This window comes from Escherichia sp. E13S3 (genome assembly GCF_004212325.1).
Classification (GTDB): Bacteria; Pseudomonadota; Gammaproteobacteria; order Enterobacterales; family Enterobacteriaceae; genus Escherichia.
In genome coordinates this window covers 129,880-150,734 of sequence record NZ_RHJR01000001.1, presented here as the reverse complement: position 1 = coordinate 150,734, position 20,855 = coordinate 129,880, and the positions used below count along the sequence as shown (strand labels likewise).

At 47.3% G+C, this 20,855-nt stretch carries 13 protein-coding genes and 3 pseudogenes; 1 reads left to right on the top strand and 15 read right to left on the bottom strand.

From position 1 onward, the window contains the following. Positions 1 to 24: 24 nt before the first annotated feature. The 15 genes and pseudogenes from D9597_RS00730 to asd all read right to left on the bottom strand — a co-directional run bounded on the left by D9597_RS00730 (position 25) and on the right by asd (position 20,029). Positions 25 to 1,334 (bottom strand): annotated as a pseudogene (locus D9597_RS00730) (PstS family phosphate ABC transporter substrate-binding protein). Then, positions 1,311 to 1,529, bottom strand: a pseudogene (locus D9597_RS23485) (phosphate ABC transporter substrate-binding protein); the annotation flags it as partial. The pseudogenes D9597_RS23485 and D9597_RS00730, both read right to left, overlap by 24 nt. An 83-nt stretch (positions 1,530 to 1,612) precedes the next feature. Next, positions 1,613 to 2,743, bottom strand: coding sequence for a fimbrial protein (locus D9597_RS00725; protein ID WP_130221419.1), 1,131 nt, complete (start codon positions 2,741 to 2,743; stop codon positions 1,613 to 1,615). A 13-nt stretch (positions 2,744 to 2,756) separates the two neighbouring features. Continuing rightward, positions 2,757 to 3,533 carry a molecular chaperone gene (locus D9597_RS00720; protein ID WP_130221375.1) on the bottom strand — a complete coding sequence of 259 codons (777 nt, stop codon included), beginning with the start codon at positions 3,531 to 3,533 and terminating at the stop codon, positions 2,757 to 2,759. Next, positions 3,499 to 4,023: a fimbrial protein gene (locus tag D9597_RS00715; protein ID WP_130221374.1), complete on the bottom strand. Its 525-nt coding sequence runs from the start codon at positions 4,021 to 4,023 to the stop codon at positions 3,499 to 3,501. Before D9597_RS00715 ends, D9597_RS00720 begins: the two co-directional genes overlap by 35 nt. Positions 4,024 to 4,030: 7 nt before the next feature. Next, positions 4,031 to 4,593, bottom strand: a pseudogene (locus D9597_RS23475) (fimbrial protein). After that, positions 4,593 to 7,184 (bottom strand): fimbrial biogenesis usher protein, encoded by a 2,592-nt coding sequence (locus D9597_RS00705; RefSeq protein WP_165383524.1) that lies wholly within the window; start codon positions 7,182 to 7,184, stop codon positions 4,593 to 4,595. The pseudogene D9597_RS23475 and the gene D9597_RS00705 overlap by 1 nt, the downstream one beginning before the upstream one ends. A gap of 41 nt (positions 7,185 to 7,225) precedes the next feature. Continuing rightward, positions 7,226 to 7,978: a fimbria/pilus periplasmic chaperone gene (locus tag D9597_RS00700; RefSeq protein WP_130221373.1), complete on the bottom strand. Its 753-nt coding sequence runs from the start codon at positions 7,976 to 7,978 to the stop codon at positions 7,226 to 7,228. A gap of 121 nt (positions 7,979 to 8,099) precedes the next feature. Continuing rightward, complete coding sequence (locus tag D9597_RS00695; protein ID WP_130221372.1) at positions 8,100 to 8,804, bottom strand: fimbrial protein; 705 nt, start codon at positions 8,802 to 8,804, stop codon at positions 8,100 to 8,102. A gap of 481 nt (positions 8,805 to 9,285) precedes the next feature. Further along, positions 9,286 to 11,733, bottom strand: coding sequence for a glycogen phosphorylase (glgP, locus tag D9597_RS00690; RefSeq protein WP_130221371.1), 2,448 nt, complete (start codon positions 11,731 to 11,733; stop codon positions 9,286 to 9,288). 18 nt (positions 11,734 to 11,751) lie between these two features. After that, on the bottom strand, positions 11,752 to 13,185 hold the full coding sequence (gene glgA / locus D9597_RS00685; protein WP_130221370.1) for a glycogen synthase GlgA: 1,434 nt from the start codon (positions 13,183 to 13,185) through the stop codon (positions 11,752 to 11,754). After that, complete coding sequence (glgC, locus tag D9597_RS00680; protein WP_130217714.1) at positions 13,185 to 14,480, bottom strand: glucose-1-phosphate adenylyltransferase; 1,296 nt, start codon at positions 14,478 to 14,480, stop codon at positions 13,185 to 13,187. The genes glgA and glgC overlap by 1 nt, the downstream gene beginning before the upstream one ends. A gap of 17 nt (positions 14,481 to 14,497) precedes the next feature. Beyond that, on the bottom strand, positions 14,498 to 16,471 hold the full coding sequence (gene glgX / locus D9597_RS00675; protein ID WP_130209041.1) for a glycogen debranching protein GlgX: 1,974 nt from the start codon (positions 16,469 to 16,471) through the stop codon (positions 14,498 to 14,500). Then, the gene (glgB, locus tag D9597_RS00670) at positions 16,468 to 18,654 is read right to left on the bottom strand and encodes a 1,4-alpha-glucan branching enzyme (RefSeq protein WP_130209043.1); all 2,187 of its coding nucleotides are present in this window, start codon (positions 18,652 to 18,654) and stop codon (positions 16,468 to 16,470) included. The genes glgX and glgB overlap by 4 nt, the downstream gene beginning before the upstream one ends. A 271-nt stretch (positions 18,655 to 18,925) precedes the next feature. Next, positions 18,926 to 20,029 (bottom strand): aspartate-semialdehyde dehydrogenase, encoded by a 1,104-nt coding sequence (asd, locus tag D9597_RS00665; protein ID WP_130221369.1) that lies wholly within the window; start codon positions 20,027 to 20,029, stop codon positions 18,926 to 18,928. A 191-nt stretch (positions 20,030 to 20,220) separates the two neighbouring features. Here asd and yhgN point away from each other — a divergent pair, with 191 nt between their 5' ends. Further along, the gene (gene yhgN, locus D9597_RS00660) at positions 20,221 to 20,814 is read left to right on the top strand and encodes an NAAT family transporter YhgN (RefSeq protein WP_130217718.1); all 594 of its coding nucleotides are present in this window, start codon (positions 20,221 to 20,223) and stop codon (positions 20,812 to 20,814) included. Positions 20,815 to 20,855 lie beyond the last annotated feature (41 nt).

The following is a 20,855-nucleotide window of genomic DNA, read 5'->3' as shown; positions in this document are numbered from 1 at the left end:
GCGTTGATTCCTTTCCCTCGAGGGTTATTTCATTGTTGGATACATCGGCACATATCCCACATCTTCCACCAGGCTCTGCCCTTGCGGAGTTAAAAACCATTCCACCAATTTTTGTGTCTCTGACGTCGTATTTTCCCGCGTTACCATAAAGGCATCGACGATATACGGATATTTGCCGTTACGGATGTTTCCGCAGTCGGTGTAATACCGTTAATCGATAACAATTTGATATTTTTGTCAGCATTCATTTGCGTCGCGTAATAGCGGAAGGTGTAGCCTATTGCGTTGTTTGTATTACGGTATTCGGCAACAACTTTAATCATTCCTCCCATCATACTAGCCACCTCAGTTTCCTGTGGTGAGATCATGCGGACATTTTTCATAACCTGTGATTGCATCACCGTCTGACTGCCAGAGTCTTCCGGGCGTTGCCAGGTCTGGATCTCCTGATCATTACCGCCAACCGTGCGCCAGTTGGTAATTGAGCCACTGAAGATGTCACGCACTTGTTGTTCAGTCAGGGAATTAACCGGGTTATCCGCATTGACGATGAAAACAAACGCTTCACGGGCGAAAGGTGTGTAGTTCAAAGTGACGCCCGATTCCCCTGCGCGTTTTTTCTGCCCACCGGAAGGTTGAGCCACAAAGATAATATCGGCATCACCTTTAACAATCTTATTATATGCTTCGGGGGTACGAGAGTTATCCAGATATTCCCAGACGTGAAAATCCTCTGGTATTACGCTTAACGCATAAAAGGCAGAAGCATAAATTGGGTACGCTGCCGTGGCGCCATCGAGTCGCGGCCAGTTTTGAGTGAACTGAATTTGCGGTTTACCACGCAGTGGCGTCAGTTGATTATTGAGTTTATCGGGTTGCCAGGCCCAGGTATCAATATTTTCGCGTACACCAACGCCTGGATTAAGTTCTTTATATAAATGAGCCTGATAACCAGCGATAAAACCAAGCATGAGAAGGATAAACAGGAGGGAATTACGGCAACGTAGCCCGGATGTGCCGGTTAAAGAATGTCTGGTTGGCCAGCTGTATCCTAGCGAAAAACTGATATGCGCCCCAACGGGAATAATGACTACCCACCAGTACTCACCACCGACTAATGAGACTAACAAAACGCCCAGCCAGGGGAGCATAAGGTCTGCCAACCAACCTGATCCCATCTGGCGAAATTGATAATCTGCCAGATGCAGCGTGATTATCCAGCCAATCAGGGTTAATAAAGCGGGAACTAAAAAAAGACATTGCCGCCAGGCGGCTATTTCTCTTTTTTCTGGTGCACTATCGCCCGCCCATACTCGCCCCGAGAAAAATAGCATTATCGCACCCAGCGCCAACATAAAAATGTTAAGCAGAAGGTAAATTGTTGGCGTGAAGAGTAAATTGCAAACTTCAAGAATGGCGGCAAGCCCGGCACCCAGCATGGCAACAACCGCTGCCAAAAATTGCGTCAGTATGGGGATGCCGAAAAAAGTCATTACCAGCGAGGTCAAAATCCATTTTCTGTTTTGCATATTATTCATCCTTGCTGTTACTGTGCTTTATTTTGCACCGATGGCTAAAAGCGGGCTAATCCGTTTCTGCACTGACTCATACATCACTGGTATTCCACCCGCAAAACAGCCAGGGCATTATAACGACCCGCAGCGGGTAGTCGCCCTGTGGTACTAACGGGTAGAGACAGAAAAGTCACGTCTGCTGTCTGAGCTGACTCAGCTCGGTTTTCAATTAACTTAAATGGCACACCAACATGCGCAGCAAGGGCGTTCAAGTCTACGGATTCCTGTTGGCTATCCATAATCATAATGCCAACGTCTGGGTTATCCTCCGCCTGAATAATGCTTTGCCGGCCATTAACATCTCTCGTTGATGAGATATTGCCATCAAAAACCAGCGTCATTACGGCATCAATATCCTTATTCGTACAATTTATAGGAATAGTGGTTGCAACTGGAGAAACACCTGTTGGCTTTGCTCCAGCGCCAGCACGACTTAACTCACTGGCCCAAACATCCGGCATATTAACCGTGAAGCTGGTGCCCTCATTAATTGTGCAGCCTTGTGGAACCTCAATATTTAAGTTGCCAATATAAGCATTAAATACGGGAATTGGTCCGTGCTCTGTTGGGAATTGGCTGACATACAAAGAAACCAGCAATACGTTATTTATCGATATATCGGATATTATTTTTTTATCAAGTCTAATTTTTATATAACCTTCTGTTCCAGAGGACCAATTATCTGGTTTACTTCTGTCCGCTGGATAATTGGTGCTATAGTTCTCAAAAGGTACCGTCTTATCTGTCATTGTGCCGTTTTTATTATAAAGTTTAATATGTGTCGAAACAGATATCTCATGTGTCAAAGGGATAAATATATCGCTCCCCTGATGATCACCAGATGCGCCTGACGGATCTATGCCAGATGTAGCTGTAAAATAAATTTCATAATCATCCAATGAATTACAATAAGCCTTGTAACGCCCTATTTTCCAGTTCTGTGCTGGCAATACTGTCCCAGGCGAATTATTATTAACATCTGAGACAGTCACCGTACCAAAATTATAAGAAAATGTCGCAGGGGTAGTATTATTACCTGGTGAACCAGGATAACAAAAAGCACGATCCCGTCCCATATCTTCAGCATATACGATGTTATAGCAGCTACTGACTAAAAGAACAAACAATATACAAATTGCTTTTATATTTCCCCGAAAATAAGTAAGCATCATGCTTCTCCGGTTATCCATGTATCGCTACTGCACCCATAGCATTATTTTGTAAAACATTTAATTTTACGCTCCAAACAGGTAAAGCATTATTGTAAAGATCCAACGTTTGCCAGTTAATCTCACAATATCCTTGCCGCTGACACCAATTCTGTTGACGATGGCTAAATGGTGCGACCATGCCACCATTTATGCTTTTACCATCAATAGATAAATTATAGAGTGTCACATACCAGGGCGTAGGGTTAAAAATGGTGACAGCTTCATTGTGTCGCGACCAGCGTAACTGTTGATAAGCATCAAGTGGGTTACCTGATAACGTCTCCGGGCGATAAAATATTTTCATCCTGTTGCGTACAGCTACCTGGAGTTGATTTTCGTTCTTAAGTTGTGAGTTTTGTTCCTGAGCAGGTAACGCTGCAACATTCAGTATAAATAAACTCTCACGATCCACAGGTAACTGACCACCCACGCGATTAATTCTTATTTTGGTATTTTTATCTTGTTTAAGTACCAATAATGGTGGCGTGGCAATAAACGCCTTATTTGGTAGTAAAGGTTGGGATTCCATAGTCCCTTTTAACTGACGTCCATCATCAGGTGTCACGGAAATTTTAACCAGCATATCTTTACTGGCAGTATTTTTAAGCTCGACCGAAATTGATGACTGCTTTTCTGGGTAAACAAAACGGGTACCGCCAACAACAACTCCTGCCTGCGCATTTGTGCAACATATTAAAAAGCATATCAGCACATTAATCATAAGTGACGATAAAGGAAACTGATGCATTCGCCTCTCCTGGTTGTACATCATTTTTTATAGCTTTATAAGCAGCAAAGAAATGCAATGTATTATCTACCAATGGTGTAAGGGCATAACTTGTACTCTTTATACCATTACTAATACTTTGTTTGTTGTTGTCAAAAATAGCCAGTGCTAACCCCTCGACTGAGCCCTCTTCCAGTTTATATAGGGCCGTGTCTTCACTAACTGATGTTCCATCAAACGTGACATTGGCATGACCGACATCACTGCCACAACGGGTTAACTTTACAGAGAAGCCAACTTTTTCAGTAACACTCCCTGAATTTCTCACCCTATAACTGGGAACATCAGGCATGTTAACTGTGAAATTTTTAGACTCATCGGCAACAATACAAGTCTTTGCCGTTATTATTCCTTCTATCCGTACAACACCTGTATGTGTTGTATCATCAGCAATGGATGGCATTGATATCACAGAGAATAACAGAGCAATTAAATTCCAGGAGCGCGTCATATTATCCTCACTGATAATCTATATCAAAGTACAACAGCGCATTCGCCTGCCCCGCATGTACGTTTTGCTGAGTTGACTTATAGCGGAGTTTAAAGGCTAAACTGGCATCGCCATTATTATCTAAAATTAATTCTTTGAACCCTGACTCACTATTAATCGCTATAATTTTATCATTGCTATCTAAAATTTCGACGCCCACTCCAGTTGCACTATCTGCACTGGAAGTAAGGCGTAATAAGTGGTATTAATAGCATCAGTATCTCCAGTAAACCTCACATTAGCACTTACTCCTGAACTATAAACAGTACTGGTTGTTGTAGGACATCCTTCCAGATTGATCGTAAATGTATGGCTGTCAGAAACATCCCCTACATTCATAAAATCATTGACGTCATAAGTTCCCATGTTTACTGGCTGGTCTTTACTTCCAGCTGTAATATCACACGTTTTTGCCAGTAATTGACCTGTAAATGTGACTATTACGGTATCGTTAGCCAGTGCGTTACATGAAATCACCATCATGAACAATGATGTAAAAATTAATAGAATAAATTTCTGTAATATATTCATTAGCGGCACTCCAGATTTGCATAGCTAATGGCATTATCCAGCTCGCTTTCTGGTAATTGATAGCTTGCCTGACATTGCTGATAAGAACTTTCTCCCCACTGTATATTTATTATGCCTTGTAAAGGCAAACCGGAGAGATAAACCTGCCCACTGTCACCCACTATTCCTGTAATCTGAGTGGTCCCCTCAGTGGGTACACTGGCCGTCGCACCAAATGGAACTGGTTTATTACGATAGTGAACATTAAATAAACCACGAATACCGACATGTGCATTAAACTCAGCGCGAACTAAAGCACCTTTACTGGGTATCACTTCCATAGTAGTGGCATCTAATTCTGTATGCATGCTCATAGACATAGGGTCTAAAGAGATATTATTACGCCGATATTCCGTGGCATAAGGCACGACAGCATAGCCACGCCAGTCTGTTTTAACCCCCGTTCCGCGCTCCACATTTACATTGTTTGCTCCTGGTGCTTTTATCAGTATATTTGTTTCACCTAACGGCTGACTTAGCGTTAAACCATTTTCGTGAACAACCATGGCACCACTTAAACCATAGTTAAATTGCTGGTTACCATTATTATCGTAGCTGTATCCGGAATTTAGTGAACCATAAGTACCGCGGTAATTTAACCCTACCGAGCCATTTTCGCCATTATTCTGGTTGGCAAAATTTTGTTGAATATTATAGTTGAGATTATGTTGTTCCAGCAGTGAACCAGATACTCCAGCATACTGATTCACATGACCGCTATTATCTTGACTGTAACCATAGGTCGCAGTCATAGAATTTGTCGCAGTGCGCCCATCGACTGCTGGTGATAACCAATTGCTGATCGGCAATGATATGTTGACGAATAAGATTCTGTCCGCATCTGAACCTGGTGATTTGCTGTAATTATAAGCAATATTTAAATAAACCCCATGCACACTCGTATTATAGCCAACCTGGTATAAGGTATCTTTATTATTCGTATTCCAGTAAGTTTGTTGACTCGCTGCCAAATACATAGAGCCATATTCACCCAATGGTTGTGATATATTCGCCTGAAATTTTCCTCTTTTGTTATAACGTAAATTATAAAAATCATTCCAGTTATAAACATAGTCTTTTTCATTAAGGGTATCTGGATCGATAACCGTACCCGACATTTGTTTGTATGTCGTATCACTCAACGAATAAAATCCCTCCGTCGAGTAACGATAACCAATAATCTGAAAAGCCGTACCTGTTTGCACTAACGATTTTGAGTATAGAAAACGGTACGATTGCCCTTGATGTTTACTGCCATCAGCAAGCGTGCTATTGGCTTGTGTCAAATCAAATGAGGTCGCTCCAAACATACCAAGGTTGAACCCAAGCCCGAGTGCTATTGCCCGATAATTATTAGAGTATTGTATTCCTCCATAGGCAGTAATATCCCAGGGTAACCCCCAAATCAAATCTCCTTGAAAGATATTCGGATTGTTTTGATTATAGCTATTACTACGATATTTACCGGCAGTTGCGGAATATTTAATATGTCCTTCGCGTTGAAGGATGGGTACAGCGGCGTAAGGAATGGTATAGATAGTTTCGGAATTATCAGACTCTTTGATCGTAACTTCTAAATCCCCTGCGGAAGACGTAGGGTTCAGATCGTTGATTTCAAAAGGCCCAGGGGGAGTATATGTCTGATAAATAACATAGCCATTTTGTTTAATCGTGACCTGGGCATTACTTTTAGCAATGCCGCGCACAGTCGGGGCAAAGCCACTTTGGCTATCCGGCAGCATGTTTTCATCGGACTCAAGTTTGACACCCCGAATACTCACGCTGTCGAAAACATCTGATGAAGACCAGGTATCACCCAGTGTTAATTCACTTTTGAACGGAATAATGACCCGTTGTAACGTACTACTCACATGTGCAATTTTACCCGGTGAATTACCTGAACGACTCCATGTAGAATAATCACGAAAACGCCACGCTCCTAAGTTTAAACCTGAACGAAGATTTAAATAATAACTATCAGACGCATAGTCTCCACGATCGCTGTTGCCAGAAAAATCATAATTAATAAGAATGGCTGGGATACCATTATCCCATTCCTCAGGTGGAATATAACCACGTGCTTCATGCTTTAATATTGCCTGCGGAAAGGTCAGTTTGAGTCGTTGCGCATCCAGTTCAGGAGTATATTGAACTTCTGCAAACCATATACGTAAATCGAGACAATTATTCCCCTCTGCTTGCGCCTGCTCCGGCAATGCACTTTTGTTAATTCCTAAAGTAACTAACTCATCGAGCGAAAAACAGGGGATCAACTGATTCTGATCATCAGCTTTGAAAGTAACCTTACGTGATGTCAAAGGCGAATCATTGACCCATATTTCAACCTCATAGCTACCAGGAAGATACGTCATCCCTTTCTCAAAACGAGATAAATCAGCAACAGCTTCAGTATCACCCGACAGGAATGCAGGGTTAAAGCGCATACCCGCCACTGAACACGTAGGCAAAAGTGTCAGTAGAAGCAGCATACACCGCCTCATCTGCTTGTGCCTTGCCATCCTGTGTTCGAGTTTTATGAGCTTTAGGTTCATATCCCTGACCTGAGTTGCTTTAACGTTTTAATCTTCCAGGTTTATTGCATCGTTCCCTTTTGCCTGGCCGTTGTGGCACCGTAATCATTGATAGTTTGATAAGTAATTTCACCGGCTAACGTCACTGGTGAAGACACTGTTACGTCACTTTTCGGTGGAACAAACGCATTGGGTAATTTTGCCCCTTGCACCCTGATTCCAGTCACCGTCAGATAATAGGGAGAAGGGTTAATGACTCTCAGCTGTTTACCTTCGTATTTAAATCGCAGCATATCCCGTGCTTTACCAGCTTGAACGGGTAAATTATTCGGACGGTAAAATAATTTAATTCTGTTTTGTAACGCCAGTTGTAACGTGTTTTTCTGGGTATTCTTCTCATCCGTTGGCGGAATCGCTTTCACATTCATCCAGAATAATGTTTCGCGATCAGTCGGTAACTGTGATTTACCAATAAACATTATCCTCAATGAGGCTTCTTTTCGCGTTGGCAACATAAATAAAGGAGGCGTAACCACAAAATCCTGACTTTTTTTACTGCTTTGATTGTCATCAATCCATGACTGGATTAAATAGCTGGTGTTAGCCCCACCATTCTGTACACTTAACGTAATTTGCTGACTGTCAGATGGATAAACCAGACGCGTAGAACCAAGACCGAAACCACCCGCTGCCATAGCATTGACAGATATGGCGGACAGCAAAAATAGAACCGCTGCTCTTATGGCATATTGAGTCTTTAGCAAAGAATTTATATTTCTATTGGCTAAAAATTTATTTTTTGAAATCCATCTCATACTGCATCCTTGTAGATGAAATTTAATTACAATTACTGATGCGTGTATATTCATTATAAATAAACACGTAATATTAATTTCAGGCTACAAGTAACTGTAACCTGAAATTATTTTGCTGTAATTATTCGTACAGCACGACGAAACTTGCCGTAGCTTTCACCAGACCTGGTGCAACGGAACTACCGTTCTGCGCATAGCCTGCGGTAAATGCGGCAGTAAAATCATGAGTGGCTGCATCGCCAGGAATCACGTAGGCTGCCGAAGAACTACTCCCCTGAGGAGTTTGTGTATTCAGTTTAATCAGGCCATTAGTTGTCGTATTTTTAGAATAAATACGAATCCCTACACCTGTTGCACCTGCTTCGCCAGTACTATCAGCATCAGCGGCCCCTTCAACTTCATTGGCAAGCGTCTGGTTGGCACTGTCTGCTACGCCAGTAAAACGAAATTCAATGTTTTGACTGTCCGTATTGCTACAGTCGGTCAGTTTAATGTTGAAGTCAGTCTGGTTACTGGCGCCCGTCGCTTCGGTATCAATGCCCGTGAAAGCGTTAGAAGGTACGACTGGCAGTACCACTTCAATCTGTTTTGATTCTGTAGCGACCTTACACGTCGCTTTAACCACTCGACCAGTAAAGCGAATGTTTCCGCCCATCGCATCAGTGTTGTCATCCATATCGGTGAGTTTTGGATAATCAACGGTGCTCCAGTTTTTATCCGCACCACCAAATTGTGATGCATCGTCTGGCGCAGCGGTTACCGCAGTTGACATCAGCATACCTGATGCGAGTAAAACCACGGATAAATTAGATAGATTGAATTTCATTTATACCTTTCCTTTTGTTAAAAAATCCAAGCAATATTGGCGATTATTTTTACATTCAGCTTTAACAAAGCACATTATTTAAATGAATAAAGCTGGTGTGGTTAACCCCAGAAAATTAAGAGATATAATGGCTGGAAAATATTATATAAGCAGCCTGGTAATGTAACTAAAAGAATCCATGCTCGCAATGATTGACTTTATATAAAAATACAGTCATTTGAAAACAAAGAGATTTATTTTAGGCAGTATAACTGAGGAGCGCGGCAATATATAAATATAATAAATAATTTATTAGTCACTTATAATGCTTATTATATGATACATACTCAGATGAGGATTTTTATTAAGAATTAATAAATATTAATTATATATCGATACTGTATGTAAATTGTCATAACATATCGTTTATCTGATATAAAAATGCCGTGTGCCCATTAACGATAGCTTTAAGGGAACACACGGCAGTTATCACTTTACGAACTTACAATCTCACTGGATCAATATGCCAGATATGATCGGCGTACTCTTTGATCGTACGGTCTGAAGAGAAGTAGCCCATATTGGCGATGTTCAGCATCGCTTTGGCAGTCCACTCTTCCTGACGCTCGTAGAGTTCGTCGACTTTATCCTGACAATCGACATAGCTGCGATAATCCGCCAGTACCTGATAGTGGTCGCCAAAGTTGATCAGCGAATCAACCAGATCGCGGTAACGGCCTGGGTCTTCAGGGCTGAATACACCGCTGCCGATTTGCGTCAGCACCTGATGCAGCTCTTCATCTTTCTCGTAGTATTCACGCGGTTTGTAACCCTGACGACGCAGTTCTTCCACTTCTTCCGCTGTGTTACCAAAGATAAAGATATTGTCATCACCGACATGATCCAGCATTTCGACGTTCGCACCGTCCAGCGTACCGATAGTCAGCGCGCCGTTAAGGGCAAACTTCATGTTACTGGTGCCGGAGGCTTCCGTCCCCGCCAGCGAAATCTGTTCAGACAGATCGGCCGCCGGAATGATCAACTGCGCAAGACTAACGCTGTAGTTCGGGATAAACACCACTTTCAACTTGTCGCCAATCTGCGGATCGTTGTTGATCACTTTAGCTACATCGTTGATCAAATGGATAATGTGCTTCGCCATGTAATAAGCCGAAGCAGCCTTGCCGCCAAAAATATTCACGCGCGGCACCCAATTAGCATCCGGATCGGCCTTGATACGGTTATAACGAGTGATAACGTGCAACACATTCATCAATTGACGTTTGTATTCGTGAATACGTTTGATCTGCACATCAAACAGCGCCTTCGGATTCACCACCACATTCAACTGCTGGGCGATGTACTCGGCCAGACGTTTTTTGTTATCCAGCTTCGCCTGATGCACCGCATGGTTGACCATCGGGAAATCACAATGCTGTTGCAGCTCGCTCAGCAGGCTAAGGTCGGTGCGCCAGTTACGGCCCAGGTGTTCGTCCAGCACAGCTGAAAGCGATGGGTTCGCTACCGCCAGCCAGCGACGCGGCGTCACACCGTTGGTAACGTTGGTGAAACGACCCGGGAAGATTTTCGCAAAATCAGCAAACAGCGACTGCACCATCAAGTTAGAGTGCAACTCTGAAACACCGTTAACTTTATGACTCACGACAACCGCCAGCCAGGCCATCCGCACACGACGCCCGTTGGATTCATCAATGATTGACGCCCGTCCCAGCAGGTCAGTGTCGTTCGGATACTGCTCTTGCAAGGTTTTCAGGAAATAGTCATTGATTTCAAAGATTATCTGCAAGTGACGCGGCAGAATTTTACCCAGCATATCGACCGGCCAGGTTTCCAGCGCCTCGCTCATCAGCGTGTGGTTGGTGTAAGAGAAGACCTCGCAGCACACTTCAAAAGCGTCATCCCAGCTGAATTTATGCTCATCAATCAGCAGACGCATCAGCTCAGGAATCGACAGCACCGGATGAGTGTCATTGAGATGAATCGCGATTTTATCTGCCAGATTATCGTAGGTTTTATGCAGCTGATAATGGCGGCTTAAAATGTCCTGAATGGTCGAGGAAACCAGGAAGTATTCCTGACGCAGACGCAGTTCACGCCCGGAATAAGTGGAGTCGTCCGGGTACAGTACGCGGGATACGTTCTCGGAGTGGTTTTTGTCTTCCACCGCCGCGAAGTAGTCCCCCTGGTTGAATTTACCCAGGTTAATTTCGCTACTGGCTTGTGCGCTCCACAAACGCAGGGTATTAGTTGCGTCAGTGTCATAGCCGGGGATTATCTGGTCATAAGCAACGGCCAGAATTTCTTCAGTTTCAATCCAGCGAGTTTTCTTGCCTTCTTGCTGAATACGTCCACCAAAACGCACTTTGTAGCGCGTATTGTGTCGTTTAAATTCCCACGGGTTGCCGTATTCCAGCCAGTAGTCCGGTGACTCTTTCTGACTGCCGTTAACGATGTTCTGCTTGAACATGCCGTAGTCGTAACGAATACCGTAGCCGCGACCTGGCAACCCTAAAGTCGCCAGTGAATCCAGGAAGCAAGCTGCCAGACGTCCCAGACCACCATTCCCGAGGCCCGGGTCATTTTCTTCATCAATCAACTCTTCGAGATTTAACCCCATCGACTCCAGCGCCCCCTGAACATCGTCATAAATACCTAACGACAACATGGCGTTGGAGAGAGTACGGCCAATCAAAAACTCCATCGACAGGTAGTAAACCTGGCGAGTTTCTTGCGACAGTTGGGCACGGTTCGAGCGCAACCAACGCTCCACGAGACGATCGCGCACAGCAAATAACGTTGCGTTCAGCCACTCATGTTTATTGGCAACGACAGGATCCTTTCCAATCGTAAACATCAGCTTATAAGCGATAGAGTGCTTAAGCGCTTCTACGCTAAGGGTGGGCGATGAATATGTAAACGGAGCATTCATATAGGCGTTTCCTGAAAACTATTTCAAGCGATAGTAAAGCTCACGGTACGACTTCGCCGCGACCTGCCAGCTAAAATCCATTGCCATAGCCTGACGTTGCACAAACCGCCAAAGTGAAGGACGGGACCAAAGTACAAAAGCACGTCGAATAGCCCGTAACAGCGACCAGGCATTACTATCTTCAAAGACAAACCCACTGGCGACGCCATCTGCGAGGTTCTCTAGAGAACTGTCAGAGACTGTATCAGCAAGCCCACCGGTACGCCGCACCAAAGGCAGCGTGCCGTACTTCAATCCATAAAGTTGTGTTAAACCGCACGGTTCAAAACGACTGGGCACCAGAATGACGTCCGCGCCGCCCATAATGCGATGCGAAAATGCTTCGTGATAACCAATCTGTACACCAACCTGACCGGGGTGTTCCGCTGCTGCAGCAAGGAAACCTTCCTGCAATACCGGATCGCCCGCGCCGAGCAGCGCCAGTTGTCCGCCCTGTTCCAGAAGGCCCGGTAAGGCTTCTAACACCAGATCCAGGCCTTTCTGGCTGGTCAGACGGCTCACCACTGCAAAAAGCGGCACTTTATCGTCAACCTTAAGCCCCATTGCGATTTGCAACTGGCGCTTATTCTCCGCTTTATCCTCCAATGAATCGCGGGTGTAACGCGAGGCTAAAAGTAAGTCCGTCTCTGGACTCCAGATTTTCTCATCCACGCCGTTCAGTACGCCGGAAAGTCGTCCTTCACGATGACGCTGCTGAAGTAAACCTTCCATACCGTAGGCAAACTGTGGTTCAGTAATCTCGCGAGCGTAGGTCGGACTAACCGCTGTAATATGGTCAGCGTAATACAGTCCGGCTTTCAGGAAAGAGATTTGCCCGTTGAACTCCAGCCCATGAACATTAAAGAATGACCATGGCAATTGGATGTCATTCATGTGATGTGCATAAAACATGCCTTGATAGGCCAGATTGTGCACAGTAAACACAGACTTCGCCGGACGCCCGCGTGCCGCCAGATACGCAGGCGCAAGGCCTGCATGCCAGTCGTGCGCGTGCACTACATCAGGGCGCCAGAATGGGTCCAGCCCACTGGCCATTTCTGCCCCGACCCACCCCAACAGCGCAAAACGCAACACGTTGTCGGTGTAGGCAAATAAGTTAGTATCGTGATACGGGCTTCCGGGACGATCGTAGAGATGCGGTGCATCAATCAGGTAAATGCCAACCCCGTTGTAATGCCCAAACAGCAGCGTGAAATGTCCGGCAAAGGTATCACGACGAGATACCACCTGCGCATCGGTCACGCCACGGCGAATATCGGGAAATGCAGGCAACAGTACGCGAGCGTCAACGCCGTCTGCGATTTGTGCTGCGGGTAATGCCCCAATAACATCAGCCAGACCGCCGGTTTTAAGCAGCGGGAACATCTCTGAACATACATGTAAAACCTGCATTATCGCTCCTGTTTATACCCTAACTTCCGTAGCATTTCGCGCGTAACCAGCACGATGCCTTCTTCTGAACGATAGAAACGACGTGCATCTTCCTCTGCATCCTCACCAATCACCATGCCTTCCGGAATGACACAAGCGCGGTCAATGACGCAGCGGCGCAGACGGCACGAGCGACCTACCCATACTTCCGGTAACAATACGGCGGAATCAATGTTGCAGAATGAATTAACACGAACGCGTGAGAACAGAACGGACTGCACCACCACTGAACCAGAGATTACACAACCGCCGGAAACCAGTGAGTTAAGGGTCATCCCATGGCTACCGGAGCGATCCTGAACAAATTTCGCTGGTGGCAATGATTCATTGTAGGTGCGAATTGGCCAGTTGCGATCGTACATATCCAGTTCCGGCACCACAGAGGCCAGATCAAGGTTCGCTTTCCAGTAAGCTTCCAGCGTACCCACATCGCGCCAGTACGGCTCGGCGTCTGGGTCAGACTGTACGCAAGAGAGAGGGAATGGATGCGCATAAGCCAGGCCTGCTTCGGTGATTTTTGGAATCAAATCTTTACCAAAGTCGTGGCTGGAGTTTTCATCACGATCGTCTTCTTCCAGCAATTCATATAGATAGTCGGCGTCAAAGACGTAGATACCCATACTCGCCAGAGATTTGCTCGGATCGTTTGGCATTGATGGCGGGTTAGCCGGTTTTTCAACAAATTCGATAATTTTATCGTTTTCATCGACTGCCATAACGCCAAATGCAGAGGCTTCTTCAATCGGTACTGGCATACAAGCAACAGTACAACGCGCACCTTTTTCGACGTGGTCGATAAGCATTCGCGAGTAGTCTTGCTTGTAGATGTGGTCACCAGCCAGGATCACCACATACTCCGCTTTATAGCGGCGGATGATATCGAGGTTTTGAGTGACCGCGTCTGCGGTACCGCGATACCAGTTTTCCCCTTTCATTCTCTGCTGCGCGGGCAGCAGGTCGACAAACTCGTTCATTTCTTCATTGAAGAACGACCAGCCGCGCTGAATATGCTGCACCAGGGTGTGAGACTGGTACTGGGTGATCACGCCCATTCGACGGATCCCAGAGTTGATGCAGTTGGACAGCGCAAAGTCGATAATGCGGAACTTACCGCCGAAGTGTACGGCAGGCTTTGCTCTCTTATTGGTTAAATCCTTCAGGCGAGTACCACGTCCTCCCGCCAGTATCAGGGCAACAGATTTCAATGGCAGCTGGCGCGCCAACATTAAGTGATCGTTCTTCTCTAAACTAACCATGACTAACTCCTTTTTTATCATCTCTGGAACACACACAATCCGTGTGCAGGTCCCGGCCAGACAGCCGTAATCACTGGGTTATCCTCTCCAGCGAATGGGGGAATGGCGTGCCACTCCCCAGCAGGTAAAACAATCTCTGTTACCTCAAGCGTGGCGTTTATTGCGATCAAAAAACGATCCGAAAGCAAAATTTGCAGCTGCTTTGGCCCGTTTTGCCACTCGTCCGAGCTTAAAGGTTGAGCATATCGATTCAGCCAACGGACATTGCCATCGCCTTCTTCCCACCAGCGATCCTCTACCAAAGCAGGAATGCGCTTGCGCAAATGGATTAACGCGGCGGTAAACCCCGTTAACCCACTGTTTGCCTGCGACCAGTCCAACCACGTTAGTTGGTTATCCTGGCAGTAGGCATTGTTATTGCCATGCTGGCTGTGACCATGTTCATCACCTGCCAGTAACATCGGCGTACCCTGGGAGAGCAACAACGTCGTTAACAGGGCGTGAATGCTGTCGCGCCGCCGTTCAATCAAATCAAGAGTACCGCCTAATCCTTCTTTACCATGATTGTTACTGTAATTGTTGTTGGTCCCGTCGCGATTTTCCTCTCCATTTGCTTCATTGTGTTTATGGTTGAAACAAACGCAGTCGCGAAGCGTAAAACCGTCATGCGCAGTGACGAGATTAATCGCAGCACTCGGCAGACGGCCATTACGTTTAAAAACATCGCTGGAGGCGGCAAAACGCCCGGCAAACTCACCCAGCGACAGGTTATAGTGCAGCCAGAAACGGCGTGCGGCGTCGCGGAAATGATCATTCCACTCGGCAAACAGCGGTGGGAAATTGCCCACCTGATAACCACCTGGCGCGATATCCCACGGTTCGGCAATTAACTTCACTTGCGAAAGCACAGGGCAATTCTGGATAGCCGTAAACAGCGGCGCATCCTGACGAAACTCCGGTGTTCGCCCCATGACTGCTGCGAGATCGAAGCGGAAACCATCAACGTGGCAGGTTTCCACCCAGTAGCGTAGACAGGCGCTGGCGTACTCCACTACCGCCGGATGGCTCAAATTGAGCGTATTACCACAACCAGTCCAGTTGTGATAATCGCCGTCTTCTCTTATCCAATAATAGCTACGGTTGTCGATCCCGCGCAGTGAGAATACCGGGCCGTCGAGGTCCAGTTCCGCACTGTGGTTGAGTACGATGTCGAGAATGACTTCAATACCCGCCTTGTGCAGGGCTTTCACTGCGTCGCGAAACTCGTCCAACGCCGTTTCGGGCGAGCTGGCATATGCCGGATGCAGCGCAAACAGCGCCACCGGATTGTAGCCCCAGTAGTTACTTAGCCCCATGCGTTGCAGGCGCGGTTCACTGGCAAACTGCGCCACTGGCAACAGTTCCAGTGCGGTAATGCCCAACCGTTTTAAATAGTTGATCATCACCGGATGGCCGAGCGCTTTATAGGTGCCGCGGATCTCAACCGGGATCTCCGGATGCAGATAGGTTAAGCCTTTGACATGGGCTTCATAAATGATGGTGCTGCCCCACGGCGTGCGCGGCGGGGCATCATCCTCCCAGTCATAGTGATCGACCACCACCACGCATTTCGGCGCAATGGCGGCGTTGTCACGATAATCAGGTTCATTATGGCCTGCATGCAGCAGCGGGTTATCTTTAAACTCACCCTCAATTTGCCGCGCGCAAGGATCAATCAACAACTTCGCCGGGTTAAAGCGATGCCCCACGGCAGGTTGCCAGGGGCCATGTACGCGATACCCATAGTGCAAACCCGGGCGCGCATCCGGCAAGTAACCGTGCCAGACATCGCCGCTGCGTCCTGGCAAGTCATACCGGTGTTCTATGCCCTGAGCATCAAACACACATAGCTCTACCCGCTCAGCATGAGCGGAAAAGAGCGTGAAGTTGACGCCCTGGCCATCATAGTGCGCACCAAGGGGAGCAGGTTTGCCAATGGCGAGTTGTGTCATTCTCCCTCCCGCACCAGCCAGATAGTGGCCAGCGGTGGTAGAGTAAGGCTCAATGAATGCTGACGACCGTGGCTGGCGATCTCATCGCTATGTACCGCGCCACCATTGCCAGCATTGCTGCCGTGGTAGTGCATGGAATCGGTGTTGAGAATCTCACGCCACTTACCTGGCTGATTAATGCCAAAGCGATAATCATGGCGCGGCACCGGCGTAAAGTTGCTGGCAACGATAATTTCGTTACCCTCTTTATCGCGACGCACAAAGATCAGCACCGAGCGTTCATGGTCATCCACCACCAGCCATTCAAAGCCGTAGGCGTCGAAATCCAGCTCGTGCAGAGCTTTGTGGTGACGATAAGTATGGTTCAGATCGCGTACCAGTCGCTGGACACCGTGATGCCAGTTGTCGCCACCTTCCAGCAGATGCCAGTCGAGGCTGGCATCGTGGTTCCACTCACGCCCTTGGGCAAATTCGTTACCCATGAACAACAGTTTCTTGCCCGGGAACGCCCACATCCAGGCATAGTAGGCTCGCAGATTGGCAAACTTCTGCCATGCATCGCCTGGCATCCTGTCGAGAATCGATTTTTTGCCGTGCACCACTTCGTCGTGCGACAGCGGCAGGACGAAGTTTTCAGTGTAGTTGTAGAGCATCCCGAAGGTGAGTTTATTGTGGTGGTATTGACGATAAACCGGGTCGAGCTTCATGTAATCCAGAGTGTCGTGCATCCAGCCAAGGTTCCACTTGTACCAGAAGCCCAGACCACCAATATCCTGCGGGCGGGAAACGTTCGGGAAGTCGGTAGACTCCTCCGCCATCGTTACTGCACCAGGAACTTGTTCACCGATAATACGGTTGGTATTGCGAAGGAATTCAATCGCTTCCAGATTCTCGCGTCCACCATACTCGTTCGGGATCCACTCACCTTCTTTACGGCTGTAATCACGATAAATCATCGAAGCAACCGCATCGACACGCAGCGCATCGATACCAAAACGCTCGATCCAGTACAGCGCGTTACCAACGAGGAAGTTACTGACTTCACGGCGGCCATAGTTGTAGATCAGGGTGTTCCAGTCCTGATGGTAGCCTTCGCGCGGATCGCTGTGTTCATACAGATTTGTGCCGTCAAATTCGGCAAGTGCAAAGTCATCTGTCGGGAAGTGACCCGGCACCCAGTCGAGAATCACGTTCAAACCTGCGGCGTGGGCGGCATCAATGAAATAGCGGAAATCATCGCGAGTGCCAAAACGGCGAGTTGGCGCATACAAACCTGTCGGCTGATAGCCCCAACTGCCATCGAATGGATGTTCGTTAATTGGCAGCAGTTCGAGGTGGGTAAAGCCCATCCATTTCGCGTAAGGCACCAACTGATCGGCAAGTTCGCGGTAGCTTAACCAGAAGTTGTTGTCGGCGTGACGACGCCATGACCCCAGGTGAACTTCATAGATAGAAATTGGCGCATCAAACTGATTCGCTTTTTTGCGCTCTTCGGTCTGTACGACCTTTTCAGGCAGTCCGCAAATAAGGGAAGCGGTTTCCGGGCGCATCTGCGCTTCGAAGGCATAAGGATCAGACTTCAAACGCAGATTGCCATTGGCATCAATCATTTCGTATTTATAGAGCTGACCGTTATGCGCGCCAGGGATAAACAGTTCCCAGATGCCGCTCTCTTTACGCAGGCGCATCGGGTGACGACGACCATCCCAGTAGTTGAATTGCCCAACAACCGAGACACGGCGGGCATTTGGCGCCCAGACAGAAAAACGCGTGCCGGTAACGCCATCCATAGTATCTGCGTGCGCACCTAAGGTTTCATACGGGCGCAGGTGGGTACCTTCAGATAACAGCCAGGCGTCCATTTCCTGGATTAAAGGGCCAAAACGGTAAGGATCATCAATCAGATTCTGCTGGCCATGCCAGACAACCGCCAACTGATAGCGGAAAAAATTTTTACGCCGAGGAACGACGCCGCTGAAGAATCCACGAGAGTCGAGACACTCCAGTTTAGCGACTTTGCGTCCAGTTTTTGGTTCAATTACCCACACATCGGTGGCGTCAGGTAAAAGGGCACGGACTTCCAGTCCCGCTGTGGTTTTATGCATTCCAAGTACGGAAAAAGGATCCGCAAAATGACCTGCAATTAGCGCGTTAATCACGTCTCTATCGATACGATCGGACATGCTTGTCTTCCTGTTTTATTGTGTCACCCCATCCAACTAATTTTTGACATCTGGTTGTGACATTTTTTTGACCTGAACGGCGCAGCACTATGTGCATCCTCTCTACGCCGTCCTCACTTCAGGTAAGGCATTGAATACGTATATATCCCGCCACCCTTAAAGAATAGCCAATGCTCTACTTAACTCCCGGTAAATCATGAAACATCTGCGCTTACTCCTGTACTACGCACTAAAAGGGGCAGCATTACGCCCCAAATTTAATGAATAAACATTACGCCAGTTGACGAAGCATCCGGCGTAGCGGCTCCGCGGCCCCCCACAGCAGCTGGTCGCCCACGGTAAAGGCTGACAGGAACTCAGGTCCCATATTCAGCTTACGCAGACGCCCTACCGGCGTGGTCAGCGTACCGGTGACGGCAGCTGGGGTTAGCTCACGCATAGTGATTTCGCGATCGTTTGGAACCACTTTTGCCCACGGGTTATGGGCCGCCAACAGTTCTTCCACGGTCGGAATAGACACATCTTTTTTCAGTTTGATGGTGAATGCCTGGCTGTGGCAGCGCAACGCCCCGACACGCACACACAAACCATCTACCGGAATAACGGAAGATGTGTTGAGAATCTTGTTGGTTTCTGCCTGCCCTTTCCATTCTTCGCGGCTCTGACCGTTATCAAGCTGTTTGTCGATCCACGGAATCAGGCTACCCGCCAGCGGCACGCCAAAGTTATCCACTGACAACTCGCCGCTGCGGGTTAAAGTCGTGACTTTGCGTTCAATATCGAGAATAGCAGAGGACGGTGTCGCGAGTTCATCCGCCACATGACCATACAGTTGGCCCATCTGGGTTAACAACTCACGCATATGTCGCGCACCACCGCCGGAAGCCGCCTGGTAGGTTGCAACGGAAACCCAATCTACAAGATCATTGGCGAATAAACCGCCCAACGACATCAACATCAGGCTTACGGTACAGTTACCGCCAACAAAAGTCCTGATGCCTTTATTTAATCCATCAGTAATGACGTCCTGATTGACTGGGTCAAGAATGATGATGGCGTCATCTTTCATGCGCAGAGACGATGCTGCGTCAATCCAGTAACCTTGCCATCCGCTCTCACGGAGCTTTGGATAGATTTCGTTGGTATAATCGCCGCCCTGACAGGTTACGATGATATCGAGAGCCTTCAGCGCCTCCAGATCAAAGGCATCCTGAAGTGTGCCAGAAGCACCGCCGAAGGAAGGCGCAGCGTGACCAGACTGTGAAGTCGAAAAGAAGACAGGGCGAATGGCGTCGAAGTCGCGCTCTTCAACCATGCGTTGCATGAGAACGGAGCCGACCATACCGCGCCAGCCGATAAAACCAACATTTTTCATAAGCGTTTTTTCCTGCAAAGATGTGTGCTGTATATATGTGCCGGTGTCCTCATGGCACATCTTTCACCATACAAAAAGCAGCCAAAGTCGCAAGTGAAATTAATCAATGATAGCGAAGCCATCAGTAATGCGACTTATCCTGCTTTCGTAGCACGCAGAAAGTCCACGGCAATTATCAGGGAACTTGAGTTATGAATGAAATCATTTCTGCAGCAGTTTTATTGATCTTGATTATGGATCCGCTCGGAAACCTACCTATTTTTATGTCCGTACTGAAACATACAGAACCGAAAAGACGTCGGGCAATCATGGTGCGAGAGTTGCTTATTGCTCTCATGGTGATGCTGGTGTTCCTGTTTGCGGGTGAGAAAATTCTGGCATTTCTTAGCCTGCGGGCGGAAACCGTCTCCATTTCTGGCGGCATCATTCTCTTTCTGATCGCCATTAAGATGATTTTCCCCAGTGCTTCAGGCAATAGCAGTGGGCTTCCGGCAGGTGAAGAGCCGTTTATTGTGCCGTTGGCAATCCCATTAGTAGCAGGGCCGACTATTCTCGCCACATTAATGTTGCTGTCTCACCAGTACCCGAATCAGATGGGACATCTGGTAATTGCTCTGCTGCTGGCCTGGGGCGGCACCTTTGTCATCCTGCTACAGTCTTCGCTATTTTTACGTCTGCTGGGCGAGAAAGGGGTGAACGCGCTGGAACGCCTGATGGGATTGATTCTGGTGATGATGGCAACCCAGATGTTCCTCGACGGCATTCGGATGTGGATGAAGGGGTAAGGTTCAAACAGGTGCTGCAAACAATCAGACGCGGCACCTGT